Source organism: Novipirellula herctigrandis (assembly GCA_007859835.1).
GTDB classification, from domain to species: Bacteria; Planctomycetota; Planctomycetia; order Pirellulales; family Pirellulaceae; genus Novipirellula_A; species Novipirellula_A herctigrandis.
Genome location: SJPJ01000001.1, coordinates 4,192,677 through 4,211,929, shown reverse-complemented (window position 1 = coordinate 4,211,929; position 19,253 = coordinate 4,192,677). Strand labels below are relative to the sequence as shown.

Genomic DNA, 19,253 nt, shown 5'->3' with positions numbered 1-19,253 from the left:
TATTCAACGCACTTCTGTGGAGCGAAAGGCGACAATGACTCAATGCCGCCGTTCAGTTCAGCGAATGGCGGAAGTTGCTCTTCAAATTTCAGACTTGATTTCGTCGTAGAACTTCACGAAGTCGTCTTTTGTATCCGATTTGCGATACTTGATCGCGTGTTGAGGATGCAAATTCAGTTGGCCAGTAATATTGAATGGAATCAATGGCCCCCATTCGACCGTTTCACGAATGGGGATAATGTAATCTTGAAGCAACTGAATTACCGGTCGTAGCGAGAACTTTGGATTCCGCAAGAAGCCGAGCAGGATTTCCATCGGACAGTTTCCTGCACCACGGCCCAATCCCATCATGGTCGCGTCGACGCGGTTGGACCCAAGAATGATCGCTTCGAGAGTATTCGCAAACGCCAATTGCATGTTGTTGTGCGCGTGAATGCCGATCTCTTTTCCGGTTCCTTCCATCGCGGCGGCATATTTCTTGTAGAGACGGTCGATTTGTTCGCGGTAGAGGTGACCAAAACTATCGACAATCACCATCGTTCCAGCCGGTGTCGGCGCGATTTTTTCCAGTACCGTATCGATTTCGGTTTCGGTAATGTTCGATACCGCCATCAGATTGGCCATTGTTTCGTAGCCGAGTTCATTGAAGTGGTGAATCATCTCGACCGCTTCGGAAACTTGATGGGCATAGAAAGCGACGCGAATCATGTCGAGCACGCTTTCGCTCGCAGGAACCACTTGTACACGCCAGTCGCTTTTTTCGGCGTCCGCCATCACGGCGAGTTTCAGGCCCGTTTTTTCGGTGTCATGGTCGCCGACGACGCGGTTCAAATCCGCTTCGTCACAGTGTCGCCACGCCCCGAATTCAGACTTGGGAAATAAGCGAGGCGAGTTTTTGTAGCCGATTTCCATACAATCGATGCCAGCGGCGATACAAGTATCGTAGACCGCACGTACCATCTCGTCCGAAAATTGATGGTTGTTGATTAGCCCCCCATCGCGAACGGTGCAATCGAGCACCTTCAATTCGGGGCGGTAAGTAATCCAGGGAGCTTTTTCGGACATCAATTGACCTTTCGTGCCGCATTTTTACAGGTAGAAAGTACCATTGTGCTCTCATTGGGTGACAAACTCAAGGTCCGTGTCGGCCGATTCCAAATCGAGGGGCTTAATCCAAATGTTTCGGTAGAGGACCTCGTGCCCTTCGCACTGCAATTTTAGACCGCCGGGTGCGTCTGTGATCCCGTTGCCGTTTTTGTCGTTGTCACCGTCGATGCCCGAATTGGGGCCGCCCCAGACTCGGGTAATCGTTTGGTTCTGATGAACTTTTTGACCATTAAAATGCATCGTTACCATTGCCTTTTCGGTTCGCTTGTTGTCCGCGAATCGAGCGGCTCGGAAGACAATGTCATATGAATTCCATTTGCCAATTCCCGCATAGGCTTCGTAGGGCGATTCGGTTTCGTTGATTACCGCTCCCATCCCATGCGGGGTTTTATCGCCATCAAGAACCTGGATTTCATAACGGTTCTGTAGGTACACGCCGCTATTTCCACCTGGTTTCGTGATCAGGAATTCAATGTGCAAACGGAAGTCTCGGAACTTCTGCTTCGTGACGACATCCGCCGTCCCGTACAATCCACCCGCTGCAACCGGATCGTCGGTCATTAATACCGTACCGCTGTCGATCGGATCGTCCACGATCTTCCACTTAATGGGTAGCGAGCTGCTAAATCGCGGTCCTTCCCAATAGGTCCATTTTTCGTCCAATCTCTCACGGGATCCATCGAAAAGAATTTCCGCACCCTCGATCGGTTCGGCACCCACTCCTGCTTTTCCAATTTCAATTTGAGTATCGCTAGTGGGTGAATCCGCATAAGCCGTCAACCCGCAGACAAGCAACCCGCAGACAAGAAAACAACTGATAGCGACGAGACGCGATAGGGTGACCATAGGTGGGAATCCGGGGAGGGGAAGAAGCGTGAAACAAAACGCAATGTGGACGCATCCTGCGTGCTGCAATTGTAACATGCCGGGTTCCAAGATGGTGAAGCGCCCGCATATGTTGGCCAATACGATGCATTTACTTCTTCCACTCCTGGCGAGCATACTGTTCGTTTGCGGCTTGATTTTCATCAAGCGGGCAAGCGAAGCGAACGTTGGTCCGGCCACGATCATGTTTCTTACCAATATGTTGGCGGCCCTGTTCTTTTCCTTTTTGTGGTTGTTTGGGGGATCGAGCCAGCCCACTGCAATGCTTTGGCAACCGGCTCTTGTTGCGGGTTTCTACCTAATGGGGTTGGGGTTAACTTTCGCCGCTGTCGAACGTGGCGACGTGTCGATTGCCACCCCGATCTTTGGCGTCAAGGTGATCTTTGTTGCTCTAATGTTGACGATCACCCGCGCCGAGAAGTTGCCGGCATCCGTTTGGTATGCCGCATTCCTTGCTGCTGCGGGGATCGCGTTGATCCAGTGGACCGGTCGCGGGCACCGTCGTCGGATGGTGATGACGATTCTATTGGCATTGGGGGCTGCGGTGTCCTTTGCGACCTTCGATACACTTGTCCAAAAATGGACTCCGCAGTGGGGGTTCGGTCGCTTCGTGCCGTTGCTCTTCTGGATTGTCGCTGCGGTCTCGATCGGACTAACGCCCTGGGTCGAGTGGCATCGATTCAAAGAACCTCAAGTTCGCCGGAGCGTATTGCCCGGAGCGCTATTGATCGCAATGCAGGCAGTATGCATCACGTCGGCTGTGTCGTTCTTCGGCGATGCTGCTCGCGTGAATGTCGTTTACGCACTACGAGGTTTGTGGGGAGTGGTATTGGCGTACGCAGCAGCGCGAATTTGGGGCGGCGCGGAAGCAGATCACAGCCGATCGGTGATGATCCAACGAGCCGTTGGTGCTGGTTTGTTAACCGCCGCAGTGGTGCTAGCGATCGTTTCTCGGTGAAAGCAAGGGCTTCGTCTCTGGACATCTTCCCCACAAGCGTGAATTTCGTCACACTTTGGTCATGAAATCGATCGCTGAGAATTTGTTGCCCTACCCGTCACATGAGCTGACTGTTGGTCCGCACACTCTACGCTATTTGGACGAGTGTGGTGATTGCGACCGTCATTCGGATCGCCCGACGCTGCTATGCGTTCACGGGAACCCGACCTGGAGCTTTTACTGGCGACGCATTGTCGAGCGATTTCGTCCTTCGCATCGTGTGGTAGCCATCGACCATCTTGGCTGCGGTCGTAGCGATAAACCGCCTCGTGGGTTCGATGTCAAACGAGGTGAGTTTCCCTATCGACTTGCCGATCATCGCGACAACCTGATCAAACTAATCGATTCGCTTGATTTGCAACGGATCACTCTGATTGCTCACGATTGGGGTGGGGCGATCGGTTTGACATCGATGTTAGAGCGACGCGAACGGTTGGACCGCATTGTGCTCTTGAATACTGGAGCCTTTCCCCCGCCTTATATGCCTTGGCGGATCGCTGCGTGCCGATGGCCAATTGTTGGGACCCCTGCCGTCCGAGGTTTGAATGCATTCGCCCGAGCGGCGATATCAATGGCCATGTCACGCAATCGACTTTCAAAAGAAGCGGCTGAAGGCCTGCTTGCCCCTTACGACAATTGGGAAAACCGAGTCGCTATTGATGCGTTCGTTCGTGACATCCCAACCTCGAAGCATCATCCGACCTATGAGACCCTTCACCGTCTTGAAACGCAACTGCCGTCACTCGCCGATGTCCCGTCCCTTTTGGTTTGGGGAATGAAGGATTGGTGTTTCCGACCGGAATGTTTGCGTCGATTTGAGCAAGCTTGGCCCACGGCGAAAACGGTGGAGATCGCCGACGCCGGTCACTATGTGATCGAAGATGCACCCGACGAAACGCTTGATGCGATCAGCGAATTTCTGCAAACGCCAAGTGGTAGTGCCGAGTGAGTCGTTCGCTCGATTCGATCCGTCGCGGGATTCGTTCCGGCGCTGACGCGGCACGGTGGGCATGCGTGATGGAGGCAACCGCCCCCAAAGTGGGGAACGTTCACCCAGGTCAATCGTTTTGCGATTTGAGCTACACCGATTTTATTGTCGCGGCCTGGATTGCTGCAGACAAGCTTCAATGCGCCAATACGGATACGCCGTTCAGTTGCCTCGTACTTCAGACGATTCAAGAAACGCGGCTTCAAACACGATCGAACGTCAACCTTGGCATTCTACTGCTGATTGGTCCATTGGCTCAAGTCGTTCGTCAACATTCGGTTGGTTCGCGCATTGATTGGCTCACCGAAGTCCCCCGTCTTCTGGCTCGGCAAACTCATCAAGACGCACTGAATATTTTTGAATCGATTCGCATCTCCTCCGCAGGAGGGCTTGGTGAAGTGGACACGATGGACGTGCATAATGATCCCGGCGATAATCGATCCGAGACCGAGCTTGACTTGATTGAGGCGATGGATACCGCTGCGGGGCGTGATGCGATTGCTCGGCAATATTCCAGCGGTTTTTCAGATTTTTTCAACCGAGTGGTTCCGATCGTCCACCAAGCGATCGAGAAGCAATCCGATATTCTGATGGGAATCGCTACTGCACATATTGAGTTGTTGCGCAGCGAGCCCGACACACTGATTGCTCGCAAGTGCGGATTGGAAGTCGCTTGCGAAGTCCAGCGACGGGCTAGACAACTTGATACGCTGTCACCAGAAGCCGTCGATGAGTTTGACCAATTTTTGCGTAGCGATAAAAACCGGTTGAACCCCGGAACGACGGCCGATCTAATCGCTGCGGCTTTGTTTGTTTTATTCATCGATCCGCGATACGAGACAAGAACATCATGAGTCATTCAAGTTACCGAGTCGAAGTTGCGAAAGAGCAGTTCGTTTTTTCGGCGGCCCATTTTATTACGTTCGCAGGGGATATTTGCGAACGTCTTCATGGGCATAACTATGGCGTTCGCGCGGCGGTCGAGGGTCCGCTTGATGAGAATCGTTACGTCGTCGACTTCATTGCCTTGCGCGACGCGGTTCTAAAACAAACGCAAGCACTCGATCATCATGTGATCTTGCCCGAGCGTCATGCTGAGATCATCGTGTCAAGCGATGAAAAAGAGACCACCGCCACGTTTCGCGATCGGCGTTGGGTATTCCCGAACGAAGATTGTGTAATCTTGCCGGTAATCAATACGACCGCCGAAGAAATTGCTCGCGTCATTGCAGAGCGTGTGATCGAGCAGACGAAAGAACAATTCGGCAGTGCCATCACGCTGCTCGAGATTGGTGTCGACGAAAATCATGGCCAATGGGGCGTATTCCGAATGTCGATCTAATCGACCAAAGGCAATTCGTCGTCGCGGTGGGTTGCCATGCCGTCTTTGAAATGGCGCCGACAAACCGAAATGTAACGCTCGTTGCCGCCGATTTGTATTTGCTCACCATCTTTGAGCGGTTGCCCTTTCGCATCAATGCGAAGCACCATTGTCGCTTTTCGCCCACAATGGCAGATTGTTTTGATCTCAGACAAAGTGTCCGACCATGCCAACAAGTGTTCGCTTCCTTCAAACAAATGGCCAAGAAAATCGGTTCGCAACCCGTACGTCATCACCGGGATGTCGAGCGAATCACAAACGTCGCTGAGTTGGCGAACTTGAAGCTTTGTCAGGAATTGAGCTTCATCGACAAACACCGCATGCAGCGTTTGCGATCGATGTTCCGATGAAATAACCGAGAATAGGTTGTCGACCTGATTGAAAGTGATTGCTTCGGAGGAAAGGCCAATCCGCGAAGTCACCTTGCCAACACCGTCACGATGATCGATCTCGGGAATCAAGATCAACGTGTTCATTCCACGTTCGCGGTAATTGTAACTGGCTTGCAGCAAGACCGTTGACTTGCCCGCGTTCATCGCAGAGTAATAGAAGTAGAGTTTTGCCATTGGTGGGTTACGCCAACGCGTCCATTTGTTTGGTCGTTAGCCCCGCGATTCCCTTGCGAGCAAGCCGCAGCAGTTCCGTTAGTTGGGCGTCATCGAACGTCGCCTCTTCGCCCGTACCTTGGATTTCCACAAACTTGCCTGAGCCGGTCATGACGACGTTCATGTCGACATCGGCGGCCGAGTCGAGTTGGTAGTCGAGATCCAAACGTACCACATCGTCAATCAGTCCAGCGCTAATTGCCGCAACCGAGTCACGGATCGGGCCGTCGCCTACTCGGCTTCCGGGGACTGCGGTTTCGACTGCTTTGGCCAACGCGATGAAACCTCCGGTGATCGATGCGGTGCGAGTTCCACCGTCGGCTTGTAATACATCGCAGTCGACCGTAATCGAATTTTCACCAAGTAAATTCAAGTCAATGATTGCGCGAAGGCTGCGGCCAATCAGTCGTTGGATCTCCGTCGTACGGCCATCAATCTTGCCGCCACGGTCACGCGATTTTCGTGGACTCGTACTGCCGGGCAGCATGTTGTATTCGGCCGTCACCCATCCTTTTCCTTTTCCTGCCATCCATGGCGGCACAGAGGCCTCAAGCGACGCGGTGCAAAGAACAATCGTGCCACCGGACTTATAAAGAACGCTAGCGGGATTCGATGGGATATAGCCAAGTTCGATTTGAACGTCGCGAAGTTGATCGGCAGGCCGAGAAACAGAATTCATGTAGTTGGTAGGGTTAGAGAGTGATTCGAGAGAACAGAAGATGAGAGCTACTTAATGTTCGCATCAATCCATTTACGGTTTAATAGCCACACGAGAAGACCTTTTTGCGCGTGCATTCGATTGCCAGCTTGGTTGATCACGTCGCTTTGATCGCTGTCAATCACTGCGTCGGTAATCTCTTCACCACGAACGGCCGGTAAACAATGCAGCACGCGAGCGGTCGAAGGTGCCTTAGCCATTAGCGCCGAGTTGACTTGATATTTGGCGAATGCTTCGCGGCGTGCCGCCATCTCGGCTTCTTGCCCCATACTCGTCCATACGTCGGTGTAAATCGCATCCGCATCAACGACTGCCTTGAGCGGATCCGACGTGGTTTCAATTTTGGCCTTCGGGTACTGTTTGGCAACGCGTGCAAGCCAATCGGAATCCATTTCATAGCCGTCCGGGCATGCCAAAGTAAAACGCATGTCCAACATGGCCGCAATCAATGCCAACGATTGTGCGACATTGTTTCCGTCACCAACAAACACAAGGTGCCGTCCGACGTAGTCGCCGAAAGCCTCTTTGACCGTGACCACGTCACCCATCGCTTGGCAAGGATGGCATAAATCGGTCAATCCGTTGATTACCGGCATCGCGTTGAATTGGGCCAACGTTTCCACGTGTTCGTGTTTCTTTGCACGGCAAACCACTGCATCGACGAATTGGCCAAGTACGTGCGCAAAGTCAGATGCGGATTCTCGTTTTCCCCAACCGACTTCTTCGCCGAGGAATAGACTGGATCCACCAAGTTGCGCCATGCCGGTTTCAAAGCTAACGCGAGTTCGGAGGCTCGGCTTTTGAAACAGCAGGGCGAGTACTCGGCGCTCGAGGATCGGCGGACGGTCACCCAGAGTCAACCGTTTTTTAAGCGTGAGTGAGGTGTCGAGAATTCGCACCAATTCGGTTGGGTCAATTTCAAATAAGGTTAGTAAGTGTTGCATGGCAACGGTCTCGGTCGGTAGGTCAATTCGAATGGATTCTGTTTCAATGTCGATTTTCGCAGGGCAATGATCGGCAATGTTTACACGCTAAGCTCGGCGGAGTTCTGTTCCATCGTATTCATGGTCTGGGTCAGCCGGTCGAGCAGTTCGTCACGATCACTTGGCTCGACCAATAGAGGTAATTGTAGCAGGATGGAGGTGTCTCCCGATGCTTCGATTCGCAAGCCGTTTTCGGTGGCTATTTGCACTAATTCCTCAGCTGCCAAATCGGTTTCGATGCCGACCGTCATCCCAGCGGCATGAATGTCGCGAATGAATTCAAAACCCGCAATTTTTTCGGCTAACGTTACCGCAAAGGACTGGGCTTCGTCGGAAACGGATTGCGGTAATCCGAGTTCGTGCATTTGCATCAGTGTTGCCAACGCAACATTGGTTTGCAGCGGATATTGTGCCGCGTTGATCGTTGGCGTTCCTGTGAATTTCGACGACGCAATTAGCATCCCGCCGGGTAATCCAGCAAAGAGTCCCGCCGAAACGATCACGGCATCAGGCACGATGTCGCTAATTGATTGGTAAGTAAACAGTCGCCCGGATGCTCCGATGCACAGTCTTGATTCGTCGATCAAGAGGAACAGGTTATGTTCGTCACAAAGTTGGCGGGCTGCGACCAGGAAATCGGCGTCAAGCGGTTTGGCGCCGTCGCAAAGATCAAGCGGCGATAGGAGAATCGCGGCGGTCGAATCATCGATAGCCGCTTTCAAATTCGCGATTTGGTTTGGTTTGATGTGGTCAAATCCAGCCACCATTGGGCCAAACCCAGCATGCAGTTCCGGCCGTCCACTGGCGGACCGACACATCGCAGTGCGGCCATGATCGCTGCCGGACAAGACGATCGTTCGGTATCGTGAATCCGTGGAACTGGTTCGTGAAAACGCCAATCCGGACTCTACCGCTAAATCTGCCGAAGGATGAAGAAGGATTGATTCCGCTAAGAAATCGCCTTCCGTTCCTAACACGTTTGCAATCGCTTCCGGCAATAGGGCGTCGTCATCTGACGTCGCAAAGGATGTCGCAAAGGATGTCGCCAAAGCGTCGCCAAGATAATCGTTCGCCGTTTCCTGAATCGCACGCATGATGCTTTGGTTACCAAACCCGATCGCGCATGCTCGTCCGGCAAGTGCATCGATGCACGCGCGGCCATTCCGGGTACTTCGGCGGATACCTTGAATGTTTGTTAGCTCCGGCGAACTGCTTTGAATTGGATTTTGTTCCAAATCGTCCATAGGGTCTCCTCAACGAAGGCAGGTTATTGATGGATTTCGGTGCCGACACCACTGGTCGTGTAAATTTCCAATAGCAACGAATGGCGAAGTCGACCATCAATAATGTGGACTTTCTTGACGCCGCGACCGAGTGTCTCCAAACAGGCTTCTACTTTGGGGATCATCCCGGAATCGATCACACCGGTTTTGATTAAATCGCGTGCTTCGTTCGACGAGAGCGAATGGATGATCGTCGACGGGTCATCCTTGTCGCTACGCACGCCATTGACGTCGGATAGAAACACGAGCTTCTCGGCCCCGAGAGCCTGGGCGACTGCCATGGCGGCGGTATCTGCGTTGACGTTGTAATGTTCGCCATTTGGGCCTTCACACATCGACGGCATCACGGGGACTTGGTCGGTATAGGTTAGGCTTTCGATCACGTTCCGGTCGACTCGAGTCACTTCGCCGACAAATCCCAAGTCTTCATCTTCGGGGGTTTCGAGTTTTCGACCAAATAGGACATTGGTGGTCAGGAACGACAAATTCATCGCTCGGCCGCCGAGTCGCTCAATCTCTTTGGTCAGCGCGACATTCAAATCCCCTGCCAAAACCTTTTCAACGGCTTTCAAGGTCGGCCCATCGGTCACCCGACGACCTCGTTTGAAATTCGGTTCGATACCGGATTCGGCCAATGCTCGGTTGATTGCTTTTCCGCCACCATGCACGATTACTGGACGCATTCCCACCGATTCCATGAAAATGACGTCGAGCAGAATGTGCATCAGAGCCAATTCGTCGTCTAATAGACTGCCGCCTAGCTTGATAACCGTGGTGGTTCCGCGGAATTGGCGAATCCAGCCCATTGCTTCGATCAGCGTGTTCGCTTTGGCGATCGCTTCTTCCACGATTAAGTCTCCGGTAAGGACGGTTTTCAAAAGGGGTGGTCTTTCCAGCAACGGAAAAACCCATCAATTTAGAGGCGGCTCATCAGGGGGTCAATTGATGTGGACGAAAACTGGTGTCAAACCGAGCATCTTTCGGGAAAACTCGGACGTTTTAAGGGAAACCATGCGAAATAAGTGTTTAACAGTCGTCGGTGGCGGACAAATGGCCCGTGCGCTGCTTTGCGGGATGCTCGATAAAGGGGTGATTGCCGCGTCGGATGTTCGCGTGGTCGAACCGAGCCACTCGGGTTGCGACTGGTGGGCCAAAAACCGCCCTGATGTGCCGGTCGGTGACAATTTGGCGAGTGATGTTGCTGAATCTGATATCGTTATTCTGGCCGTGAAACCTTACGTGATCCCAAAAGTTGCCAACCAATCGGCCAGTTTTTGGGATGGAAAATTGGTCATCTCCATCGCAGCCGGAGTGACGCTCGAAACGCTTTGTAGTCTGATTGGCCACGACCGAGTCGTTCGAGTAATGCCGAACACTCCAAGCCTTGTCGGTGCCGGAGCGTCGGCGTTTTGTGTCGCTGCGGATGTTGCAGCGGATGATAAAGCTTGGATCGAATCTTCACTGCAAAGCATTGGCGTTGTTGCGGAAGTCGAAGAAAGCCATATGGACGCAGTCACAGCGGTTAGTGGTTCAGGGCCGGCATACGTTTGCTTGATCGTCGAAGCAATGGCCGATGGAGGCGTTTTTGCGGGGCTGCCACGTGATTTGGCGATGAAATTAGCGACGCAAACGGTCTTAGGGACTGCGAAAATGATCGCCGAAACAGGCCGACATCCCGGGGAATTGAAAGACTCGGTCGCTAGCCCTGGTGGAACAACCATTGCCGCATTGAGAGTCCTGGAACAGAATGGATTAAGACGCGCTTTGATCGACGCGGTGGTGGCTGCTGCGAACCGAAGTCGCGAATTGAAATAAACTCTTGAGAATTTGTAGAAACTGATGGATGCACCGATCGTAAAAATCGACGACAAGCATGTTCCTCTTTACCGAATCGTTTGGGTGAGTGATGTGCCCCATTTTTGTGGGGAGCCTGATTGTTTGCATGAGGGTGACTATGAAGTTCGGCTTGATGTCGACGATTCGCTTTGGACCAATGCGATGGAACGGGATGCTGTGGTTGCGTCCTTGAATCGTTGGTGTAGTGACCCGCGAGGCGAGGAGCGTGGCGAGGAGCGAGGCGACGACTCGGATTGGTAGTCACTAGGCTAGTTCGATGCCTTCTCTTTCCCAATCACAATCGCTTCATCGACGACCATGCAAGCGATCCCGTCGCGGATCGGGTAGATCTCGCTCCCCCCTTGGACCATCAGTCCTGCGTCGATGGATCGGAGAACTTTCAGGTCCTCGCGATCGCGTGCTTCGCCCCGAGCAATTTCAATATTGACTCGCTGAACGAGGCGACTTTCCGCCATAATCAGCGGTTTGCCATTGAGCGGACACCGTAAGATCGCGAGTAAATTTTCGGCTATCATTTTTTAGACTCAGTATCGCCCCGTCCATTTTCCGAAATAGAGGTTAGAGGGCGAGTTGCAGGGCGGGCAGACGCTCAATTCGCTCTGTTTTGGTGTTCGTTGAGTTGGGTTTCTGACGCACTTTAGCGAATGTTCGTTCTTTTCGTCTATCCACTTCTCGGCGAGGGATTGCCATGAATTATCGAGTTCGCTCGTGGTTCGCAAAACCGTTGTTTCACCGTTGTGTTAACTTGACCGCCTCAATCACCGTTGCGTCGATTGTACTTGGCTGCGTCACCGCTTCGGCGCAAACTTCCCCGGGTTATTATACTGATCCCACCACGGGTATCGTGTACCGGCAGGTGACAAAGACCATTGAGCGCCCGGTGGTCGAAACTAAAACGGAACAAAAAGAGCAAACTGTTTTCCGTCCGCAAACCGTCACGGAAACGAAGCCCGAGTCACGAACGGTCTACACGCCAGTGGTCGAGTACAATTGGGAACCGAAATTAGAAGGACGTTGGAATCCTTTTAAGCCACCGGTGGTTGCCTATCACCACGTCCCGCGAACGCGATGGGAAAGTCGCAGCGAAGTTGTCAATCGAGTCAATCAACGCGTTGAATGGGTGGCTGAAAAAAGAACGGTAGCGGTTCCTCGGCAATTGGTTCGAATGGAACGCGAACAAAAGATTGACTACGAACCTGTCGGTCGCGTTGCTGCACCACCCCAGACGACGGAAGCGGCAATTGCGTCTCGGCTACGTCCTCTCGATTCGAATGCAAAAATCGCACCTCTGGCGACATCGGTTGCTCAGTCGCCGCCCGTTTTCGCACCACCGCGAATTGCCGCGTCGACAGTCGGTAAAATGCAGAGTGACCCACCACGTCGGTCGCCCAGCCAATCAGGTATGCCAGCCAGCGATTTGTATCCAAATTCGGGCGGCTACGATGCACCGCTGCCGCCCTCGAGTAGTGGTAGCGGCGTCGCAGCATTGCCATCGCTGCCCCTTTGGCGCTAAGGTGGTTAGTATCCACGGTTAGGCCATCGCGATGCTTGCCGCTTCGTCGATTCCTTGTCGAATGATCTCGGCACGGTCGCTAGTCGGTTTCCAGCCGAGCATCGTCTTGGTTTTTTCGCAATCAAAGATCGCTTTCTGGGTTCGCGATTCCCAGTCGTGATAGCTTGGCATCCGTCGATCGGGATGCTGGACCATGGTTTTGACAACCCATTTGGCCATGTCTGTTATATAAAAATGCCAAATGTTGGTCGGGCGAACATCGATGCTAACGCCCGCTGCACGTTGAAGTTCCTGCAAATATTCGCGTCCACTTAAAACCGGTGCGTCAATAAAGTTAAACGATTCGCCGGACGCATCGGGGTGATCCATCGCGAGGATTAATCCATTGGCAACATCGTCAACCAAAACCAACGGTAGCTTGTTTTCACCATCACCCCATACCTGGCAAAAGCTTTCTCCCGTCCACATGCCGATGCCCCAGTGGAATGGAGACCCGCCGCGACCGATCACAATCCCCGGTCGCGTAATCACCAAATCTAAGCCTTGCGTGGCATGGATGTCGCGAAGTTCGGCTTCCAAAACCGACTTCGACTTTGCATAAAGATTGCGTCGTTCAATCTTAGGATCCAATTTCGTTTGCTCGGTGATCTTGCCTGCTTTTCCGCCAGCGTAGTATGAATCAATCGAGCTGGTGTAGACTAGTCGCCCAGCCGATTGCTTGATGCACTGCTCGGCGATCTGCTTGGTAGGGAAGACATCCATTGCTTCGTAATCGGGCCATGTTTTTCCCATTCCGCGAGCCAAATGGAAGACGCCATCGACTTCCTGCATCGCACGAGCCACATCGTCGGTATTGGTCATGTCGCCGCGGAATAATTCCACAAGCGGATGCCGAAGGGCTTCCGGTACGTCACTGGGGCGTCGCACAAACGCTCGAATCGGACGTCCCCTATTGATTAACGCCCGGACAAGTGCTTGGCCGATAAATCCGGTGCCACCAAAAACCAAGGATGGCTGCGAACGATTTGGGGATTCTTGTTGCACGTCGTCCCCACTGACCGTAGGTACAAATGGCTTGGGGATATCCGATATTGCAGCTTGATAGGCTGCGGACGCTAAAACGGTGCTTCCCAATTCTTCGCACAATCGAATGGCCATTTGCCCCATGTCGCCCGACAGGCGTTGTGGTAGCGAATCACTTTTTAGCGATCGATAAAATGCTTCGACCGCGTTGGCGATGCTTTCGCCGTAAGGATTCCCGTGCTTGCTGAGTCCCACTTTACTGCCGATATAGCTCATCAATCCTGATCGAGCTTGTCGTTTGATCTGTTTGCTTGTCGATTTGAGACGATGGAAACGATCAAAATCAACCGAGTACTTTGTCGCGCGGTTGAGCGTGAACGTATTTTCTTCGATATCGGCAACCGCACTGCCATGAGTCCCGCGAACGTGAATTTGGAACTCACTGATACCACTACCGAGGGACAATCTCGCCTGCACCGCTACTCGACCTGCGGTCATGCTTAAAGCCCAATTTCTCATGGCCAACTTGCCTGTCGGCATTTTAGTCGGATGCGTCGCCACCCCGGTGATATGATTTGGATATTCCGCCAAATCCAAAATGGGGCTGACCACGTGTGGCCCTAATTCCAGCAACAAATTCGACGGTTCGCGTAGCATCCAAATCGAATAGGGGCCACACCACAATTGTGGTAACGGCTTGTTCCACGAGATATCGATTGCGTCGAGTTGCCCAATTTTTCCATCGCTGACGCAATCGCGAAGCTCTTGGTAAACACGCGAAAATAGAAAGTTGTGGTTGATCCCTAACTGAATCTTATATTGGCTGGCCTCCTCGATTAGCGAGCGGCATGCTTGGGACGATGTCGCCATCGGCTTTTCAAGAAACACATCCAACCCAGCCGCCATGCATTGGCGAGTTACGGAGGCGTGAAAATCAGGAGGAACCAATACGTGCACGAGATCAATTTTCGTTGCATCGTTGTTTGCTGCCTCAAGCAGCGCCTCCACACTGCCGTAATATTTAGGAATTCCAAATTCATGGGCAGCCGCTTTGGCTCGTGATTCACTAACATCCGCGATGGCGACTAGTTCTGCGCCACGTGTTTGCTTGACCGCAAGTGCATGCCACTGAGCAATATAGCCTGCACCAATCAGGCCGACGCGAAGTGGGGTGTTCGATTTAGTGAGAGCCTGAGTCATCTGTCTAATGTGGTTGAAGCCTATATGGGAAAGGCACTATTTGTATTCGATAATTTGCGTGTTGGATCGAGTGATCCTACGCCAAAAATACTTGCTCGCCCCGAGTAATTCAGGGATTTTTGAAAAAACACAGCTCGTTGCATAGACCATCGATTGCTTAATCGGCAATCCACGTCGCATCACCGAGCGAGTCGTTTTGAGCCATAGTATTCCATAGGCCGCCGCTAGAAACAGCAAGCTGATCGCGTGCGAGGGCCAACAAAATACGATTGCCAAGAATGGTAACACGCCTCCCCAAAAAAGGACACTTCGTAGCGGTTTGACGAAATGGCGTTCCGGAGACGCTCCATGCATCGCGAAGCCTTGTGCGTAGCCATGGCCGCAGCGAACCGCCCGCTTCCACCACTGACCAATCGTGTGCATGTTCGCATCATGAAGCGTCATTTCTTGATCAAGACGATGAAGTGTCCATCCTTTTTGACGCATCCGGACACATACTTCGTCGTCTTCTGCGGCGATCACTTGATCATTGTACCCGCCAACGCTCGACAAAGCCTCGCAGCGGATAATTGCATCGCCGCCACAAGCACGCGTTTCACCAATCGGTGTGTCCCATTCAATGTCACAAATGCGATTGAAAACGCTCGCTTCGGGGTGACGCTCCCGGCGTCGACCGCAAACGGCACCCTTCTGAGGATCGGACTCCAAAACGTCTCGACCATACGCCAACCACCCTGCAGCAATTTCACAATCGCCGTCGACGAATTGAGCGTACTTGATCTGCGGGACCCATTGTGTCAATCGTTGAAAGCCTGCGTTGCGACCTCTCGCGGCCGAAAACGGTTTGGACATGTCAAGCGAAACCACTTCGGCACCAAGTTGGTTTGCCATCGAGACACTGTCGTCGGTCGATCCCGAGTCGACATAGACAACGTACTTGGCGTCGCGCATCGCCGATTTGAGGCAAGCTCGCAATCGAGACCCCTCGTTGCGTCCAATCGCAATTACACCAATGTCGTTAAACACTAATACGCGCCCTTGCCCGACAATACCGCAGGAATGGTTTTGAATACTAGTTTTAGGTCAAACCACATGCTGCGTTGTTGGATGTAATCCAAATCCATCTGGACCTGCTGCTCAAATGGAATATCGCCGCGACCGGACACCTGCCAAATGCAGGTCAAACCTGGAAGGACATCAAAGCGGTAAAGGTCCGACGTAGCGTACTGGTCCACTTCATTAGGAATGGTTGGGCGCGGTCCGACAATGCTCATGTCGCCAAACAATACATTCCACAGTTGAGGTAACTCATCGATACTCAAGCGGCGAATGATTCTGCCGGTCAGGGTCGTTCGCGGATCTTGCTTTAATTTGAAGGTGCGATGATCATCGTGCTGGTTCATCGATTCGATGCGTTCTTTTAGTTGGTCAGCGTTCATTACCATCGAGCGGAATTTGATGAACTTGAATCGGCGACCGCCTACGCCGACTCGCGAGGATATGTAAAAAATATTTCCGCCATCCTCAAGCTTGATGGCCAATGCGACCAGCAGAAGAAGCGGTGACAGGAGAATCAGGGCAGCACCCGAACCAGCGATGTCAAAGATCCGTTTGCATAATACGTAAACGCGAATTCCGTTGGTCAACGGAATTCCTGTCAGCGGGTCATAGTTGACGTCTGCCGTTTGGGGATTATTCATGTCGTGCCACTTGCTCAACGGTGGTTTTAATCTTCGCTGCAAAATCACTGCAATTCACTTAAACCAATCGGGCAGAATCAATTCGTCCGACAAACTCATTTGTATCACTCCGGTGCTGTCATTCGCATCATCGGCGAGGGCGTGTCGCCTGGGGACTCTGTTGAGGCAAAGTCGGCGCCGTTCTTGGTCGCATGTCCTTGAAATAAATGAGAAAGCTTTCTGGCCTCGCGTCGGACATCGTGTCGTTGCCGGACTCGTGCCGCACCGGTTTGCCCAAGTTGTTTTAGCTCGTCGGCGGATGCGGTCAATGCTTTCTTCATCGCTCGCGATAGCGACTTTACCGACCCGGCTGGGATCAACCAACCATCAACCCCGGTGCGTATCAGCTCTGGGATCCCTGCGATCGATGTCGAGATCACTGGTCGACCCATCGCTAGCGATTCCATACAGGCAACCGGCAACCCTTCGGCAAAACTTGGCATCACCAAAACGCGGCTCTCATTGAGCAAGCCCTGGATTTCCGCACCCGTTTTCCAACCTGCTAATTTGACGAATTCACGGAGTTCATGTCGATCGATCATCGATTCAAGCGTGGGGCGAAGCGCTCCGTCACCAACGATGGTCAATTCAAAATGGATGCCTTCGGCCGCTAATTCCGCAGCTGCTTGAATCAATAGCGGCATCCCTTTTTGCTCGTGTAACCGGCCAATCGCTAGCAGGCGTGGTGCCGATGGTGGGTCGGTCTTTGGATAATCAAAGTAAGTCGCATCTAGACCACATCGAACCACTTTCACTTTTGGCCAATCTGGAAAATCGGTCCACCGGTAAAGTTGGCTGCGGCCAAAACTACTGACGCCAACGACAAATTCGCTCAGCGCAATCTTCTTGGAAAGTCCAAGTTGTTCGGGTCGGTCGAACTCTTCGGGGCCGTGGACGGTGAAGCTATATTTGGGCCCACCGAGCACGCGGCAAAGTGTGGCCACAGCAGTCGAATTGGTGCCGAAATGGCAATGGATGTGTTCGATTCTGTCTCGCTCGGCCCATCGTTTCACCACCGTGGCTTCGAGCAAGTAAATGAGACTTCGGATCATCGCCCCACTGCGTTGGCCAAACCAAACCGCCGTTCGTAGGGCATCGAAAAATCGCAGAGGATGAAGCATAAGGGCGCCGCCCAATGCTACAAGGATCGTCATGAACGAACTGTCCAACACGTATTGTGTCGCTTGCTCTTCTCGCACGTCGATCTCATCGACAACGGCAACCGCAGGCCGACGAACGCTGTAGCGAGAAATGGGGTGACCAAGTTGTTCGAGTGCATGAATTTCTCGGCGAATAAACGTTCCGCTGATTCCAGGGTACTGGTTCACCAGGTAAGCAACACGAAAATCGGCTGGCTTTGGCGTGTTCGGCATCACTGCGACTCCAGCGTTCGCGTGTAAGCCAATGACAAATCGTTTTCGTCAGCGGGCGAGGTTGATTGCTTTTCCGCTACCGAAACGACTTTCGCAGGGATCCCCGCCGCCAAACATCCAACAGGAACGTCACAAAGGACAACGGCATTGGCTCCAATCGAGGCATCGTCACCGATCGTGACCCCACCCAAGATGCAAGCGCCAGCACCAATATTGACACGGCGACCGATCTTTGGGGCGTCAAACGGTTTGTCGAGGTACCGATTGCCGATTGTGACCCCTTGCCGAATATAGGTTCCCTCACCGATGACAGCGGCACCATGCAGAACGATTCCGTGTTGATGCTCGATCACCACGCCACGGCCGATCACCGTTGGATGCGGTAATTCGATGCCGTAAAAATTGCGGCAAAATCGAAAGAGCCGATGATGGATGAAGCTTAGCGGCTTTCTTAGCCATGGATTGCGGATCGACATTCGGTAGTTTCCGAAGCGATGCACCGCGAGTGATTGGAAACCGGGTTTGGACCAATCGCATCCGTGGTTCCGGTAGTCTTCTGCGATCACACGAAAAAGTTCACGCCATGATTGCGGTTGCATTAGCCGGTCCCTCGCACAAAAATACTGTGAGAGAGAAAATCACGCCACAGTCTCGGTGGATCTTCGGCTGGTTTTCGCTGCAATACAGCTCTTACGTTCCATGTCACTCGGCCGCAAAGCCAAACGGCATCAGCCACAGCGGTTTTGAACACGCCATGTTTGGACAGAAAATAGCGCCGCCGCGAATCAAACCAGTAAGCGGGCCGGCGCCGCAATGTGGCCGATTGTCCTGTCACACCCGAGGATTGGCCGACCAAGTGAACGACGCGGCTTTCGGGTTGATACCAACATGAATATCCGGCACTCTCGGCGCGGTGACAAAAGTCAACTTCTTCGAAATACATGAAGTAGCCATCGTCAAGCAAACCAATTTCGTCAAATACTTCCGTCTTGATGATCAAACTTGCTCCGGCGACCCATGGGACCGCACACGCCTGGGCCGGAGGGTCAGACGAGACTTCGTAGGCGGCAAACAATCGACTGATCACACCACATCGCACCGAGTCGACCAATTCGCTCAGGATTGTGGGATAACGGAAGGTTGAAATTTGAACTTCACCATCGCGATGCTCCAAACGGCTGCCGACTAATCCGATCGACGCATCGGCATGAAGCGTTTCGACAAGGCTATTGAGTGCTCCGGTACGAACAATCGTATCGGGGTTGAGTAACCAAATCGCATCCGGACGGTTTGAGCGATCAAGCGCCGCTTGGATGCCGACATTGTTGGAACCGGCGAAGCCTTTGTTGTCACTCAGTTGCGTGAAGTGAACCCAAGATTGCCAATGATGCTTTTCAATGGCTTGCGAGAGTTGTTCGGGAGAATCGTCAGCGGATCCGCCATCGATCAATTCGACGGAAAACCCAGGGTTCTCATTGGCAATCGGCTCAAGTGATCGCAGGCAATCGATCGTGAGATCGGCCGTGCGATAGTTGACGATAATAGTGACGATATTCATGAATTGAGAAAGTTGATTGAATTGAGGGTCGCGGCTCCATGCT

21 protein-coding genes are annotated in these 19,253 nt (G+C 52.7%); 7 read left to right on the top strand and 14 right to left on the bottom strand.

What is annotated here, in order from left to right:
- Nucleotides 1-81: 81 nt before the first annotated feature.
- Nucleotides 82-1,065 carry an aldolase catalytic domain-containing protein gene (locus CA13_RS15680; protein ID WP_146398157.1) on the bottom strand — a complete coding sequence of 328 codons (984 nt, stop codon included), beginning with the start codon at nucleotides 1,063-1,065 and terminating at the stop codon, nucleotides 82-84.
- 51 nt (nucleotides 1,066-1,116) lie between these two features.
- Nucleotides 1,117-1,953: a 3-keto-disaccharide hydrolase gene (locus CA13_RS15675; protein WP_146398155.1), complete on the bottom strand. Its 837-nt coding sequence runs from the start codon at nucleotides 1,951-1,953 to the stop codon at nucleotides 1,117-1,119.
- 124 nt (nucleotides 1,954-2,077) lie between these two features.
- Between CA13_RS15675 and CA13_RS15670 the strand changes: the two genes are divergently transcribed.
- The 4 genes from CA13_RS15670 (at nucleotide 2,078) to CA13_RS15655 (ending at nucleotide 5,319) form a co-directional block, all read left to right on the top strand.
- Nucleotides 2,078-2,950, top strand: coding sequence for an EamA family transporter (locus CA13_RS15670; protein WP_146398153.1), 873 nt, complete (start codon nucleotides 2,078-2,080; stop codon nucleotides 2,948-2,950).
- 61 nt (nucleotides 2,951-3,011) lie between these two features.
- Nucleotides 3,012-3,938, top strand: a complete 927-nt coding sequence (locus tag CA13_RS15665; RefSeq protein ID WP_146398151.1) for an alpha/beta fold hydrolase — start codon at nucleotides 3,012-3,014, stop codon at nucleotides 3,936-3,938.
- Complete coding sequence (locus CA13_RS15660; RefSeq protein ID WP_146398149.1) at nucleotides 3,935-4,831, top strand: triphosphoribosyl-dephospho-CoA synthase; 897 nt, start codon at nucleotides 3,935-3,937, stop codon at nucleotides 4,829-4,831. Before CA13_RS15665 ends, CA13_RS15660 begins: the two co-directional genes overlap by 4 nt.
- A complete protein-coding gene (locus CA13_RS15655; protein ID WP_146398147.1) occupies nucleotides 4,828-5,319 on the top strand; it encodes a 6-pyruvoyl trahydropterin synthase family protein in 492 nt (163 codons plus the stop codon). The genes CA13_RS15660 and CA13_RS15655 overlap by 4 nt, the downstream gene beginning before the upstream one ends.
- On the opposite strand, the gene CA13_RS15650 is transcribed toward CA13_RS15655, so the two are convergent.
- The 5 genes from CA13_RS15650 to argB form a co-directional block, all read right to left on the bottom strand.
- On the bottom strand, nucleotides 5,316-5,924 hold the full coding sequence (locus CA13_RS15650) for a thymidine kinase (protein WP_146398145.1): 609 nt from the start codon (nucleotides 5,922-5,924) through the stop codon (nucleotides 5,316-5,318). The genes CA13_RS15655 and CA13_RS15650 overlap by 4 nt on opposite strands.
- A gap of 7 nt (nucleotides 5,925-5,931) precedes the next feature.
- Entirely contained in the window at nucleotides 5,932-6,642 is a 711-nt protein-coding gene (gene rph, locus CA13_RS15645) for a ribonuclease PH (RefSeq protein ID WP_146398143.1), read from the bottom strand.
- 47 nt (nucleotides 6,643-6,689) lie between these two features.
- The gene (gene argF / locus CA13_RS15640; RefSeq protein ID WP_146398141.1) at nucleotides 6,690-7,625 is read right to left on the bottom strand and encodes an ornithine carbamoyltransferase; all 936 of its coding nucleotides are present in this window, start codon (nucleotides 7,623-7,625) and stop codon (nucleotides 6,690-6,692) included.
- Between the two features lie 80 nt (nucleotides 7,626-7,705).
- Complete coding sequence (locus CA13_RS15635; protein WP_146398139.1) at nucleotides 7,706-8,908, bottom strand: aminotransferase class III-fold pyridoxal phosphate-dependent enzyme; 1,203 nt, start codon at nucleotides 8,906-8,908, stop codon at nucleotides 7,706-7,708.
- A gap of 23 nt (nucleotides 8,909-8,931) precedes the next feature.
- The gene (argB, locus tag CA13_RS15630; protein WP_146403691.1) at nucleotides 8,932-9,795 is read right to left on the bottom strand and encodes an acetylglutamate kinase; all 864 of its coding nucleotides are present in this window, start codon (nucleotides 9,793-9,795) and stop codon (nucleotides 8,932-8,934) included.
- Nucleotides 9,796-9,958: 163 nt separating this feature from the next.
- On the opposite strand from argB, the gene proC reads away from it, so the two are divergent.
- Nucleotides 9,959-10,762 (top strand): pyrroline-5-carboxylate reductase, encoded by an 804-nt coding sequence (gene proC, locus CA13_RS15625; protein ID WP_146398137.1) that lies wholly within the window; start codon nucleotides 9,959-9,961, stop codon nucleotides 10,760-10,762.
- Nucleotides 10,763-10,786: 24 nt separating this feature from the next.
- Nucleotides 10,787-11,044 carry a hypothetical protein gene (locus CA13_RS15620; RefSeq protein ID WP_146398135.1) on the top strand — a complete coding sequence of 86 codons (258 nt, stop codon included), beginning with the start codon at nucleotides 10,787-10,789 and terminating at the stop codon, nucleotides 11,042-11,044.
- A gap of 8 nt (nucleotides 11,045-11,052) precedes the next feature.
- Here the strand turns inward: CA13_RS15620 and CA13_RS15615 are convergent, their stop codons facing one another.
- Nucleotides 11,053-11,319: a dihydrofolate reductase family protein gene (locus tag CA13_RS15615; protein WP_146398133.1), complete on the bottom strand. Its 267-nt coding sequence runs from the start codon at nucleotides 11,317-11,319 to the stop codon at nucleotides 11,053-11,055.
- Nucleotides 11,320-11,684: 365 nt separating this feature from the next.
- Here CA13_RS15615 and CA13_RS15610 point away from each other — a divergent pair, with 365 nt between their 5' ends.
- Entirely contained in the window at nucleotides 11,685-12,317 is a 633-nt protein-coding gene (locus CA13_RS15610) for a hypothetical protein (RefSeq protein WP_419194411.1), read from the top strand.
- A gap of 18 nt (nucleotides 12,318-12,335) precedes the next feature.
- On the opposite strand, the gene CA13_RS15605 is transcribed toward CA13_RS15610, so the two are convergent.
- The 6 genes from CA13_RS15605 to CA13_RS15580 all read right to left on the bottom strand — a co-directional run bounded on the left by CA13_RS15605 (nucleotide 12,336) and on the right by CA13_RS15580 (nucleotide 19,210).
- Complete coding sequence (locus tag CA13_RS15605) at nucleotides 12,336-14,540, bottom strand: NAD-dependent epimerase/dehydratase family protein (RefSeq protein ID WP_146398132.1); 2,205 nt, start codon at nucleotides 14,538-14,540, stop codon at nucleotides 12,336-12,338.
- A gap of 36 nt (nucleotides 14,541-14,576) precedes the next feature.
- The gene (locus CA13_RS15600) at nucleotides 14,577-15,566 is read right to left on the bottom strand and encodes a glycosyltransferase family 2 protein (protein ID WP_146398130.1); all 990 of its coding nucleotides are present in this window, start codon (nucleotides 15,564-15,566) and stop codon (nucleotides 14,577-14,579) included.
- Nucleotides 15,566-16,240 carry a sugar transferase gene (locus CA13_RS15595; protein WP_146398128.1) on the bottom strand — a complete coding sequence of 225 codons (675 nt, stop codon included), beginning with the start codon at nucleotides 16,238-16,240 and terminating at the stop codon, nucleotides 15,566-15,568. The genes CA13_RS15600 and CA13_RS15595 overlap by 1 nt, the downstream gene beginning before the upstream one ends.
- 104 nt (nucleotides 16,241-16,344) lie before the next feature.
- Nucleotides 16,345-17,652: a glycosyltransferase family 4 protein gene (locus CA13_RS15590; RefSeq protein ID WP_146398126.1), complete on the bottom strand. Its 1,308-nt coding sequence runs from the start codon at nucleotides 17,650-17,652 to the stop codon at nucleotides 16,345-16,347.
- A complete protein-coding gene (locus CA13_RS15585; protein WP_146398124.1) occupies nucleotides 17,652-18,251 on the bottom strand; it encodes a serine O-acetyltransferase in 600 nt (199 codons plus the stop codon). Before CA13_RS15585 ends, CA13_RS15590 begins: the two co-directional genes overlap by 1 nt.
- Complete coding sequence (locus tag CA13_RS15580) at nucleotides 18,251-19,210, bottom strand: glycosyltransferase family 2 protein (RefSeq protein WP_146398121.1); 960 nt, start codon at nucleotides 19,208-19,210, stop codon at nucleotides 18,251-18,253. Before CA13_RS15580 ends, CA13_RS15585 begins: the two co-directional genes overlap by 1 nt.
- Between the last annotated feature and the right edge of the window lie 43 nt (nucleotides 19,211-19,253).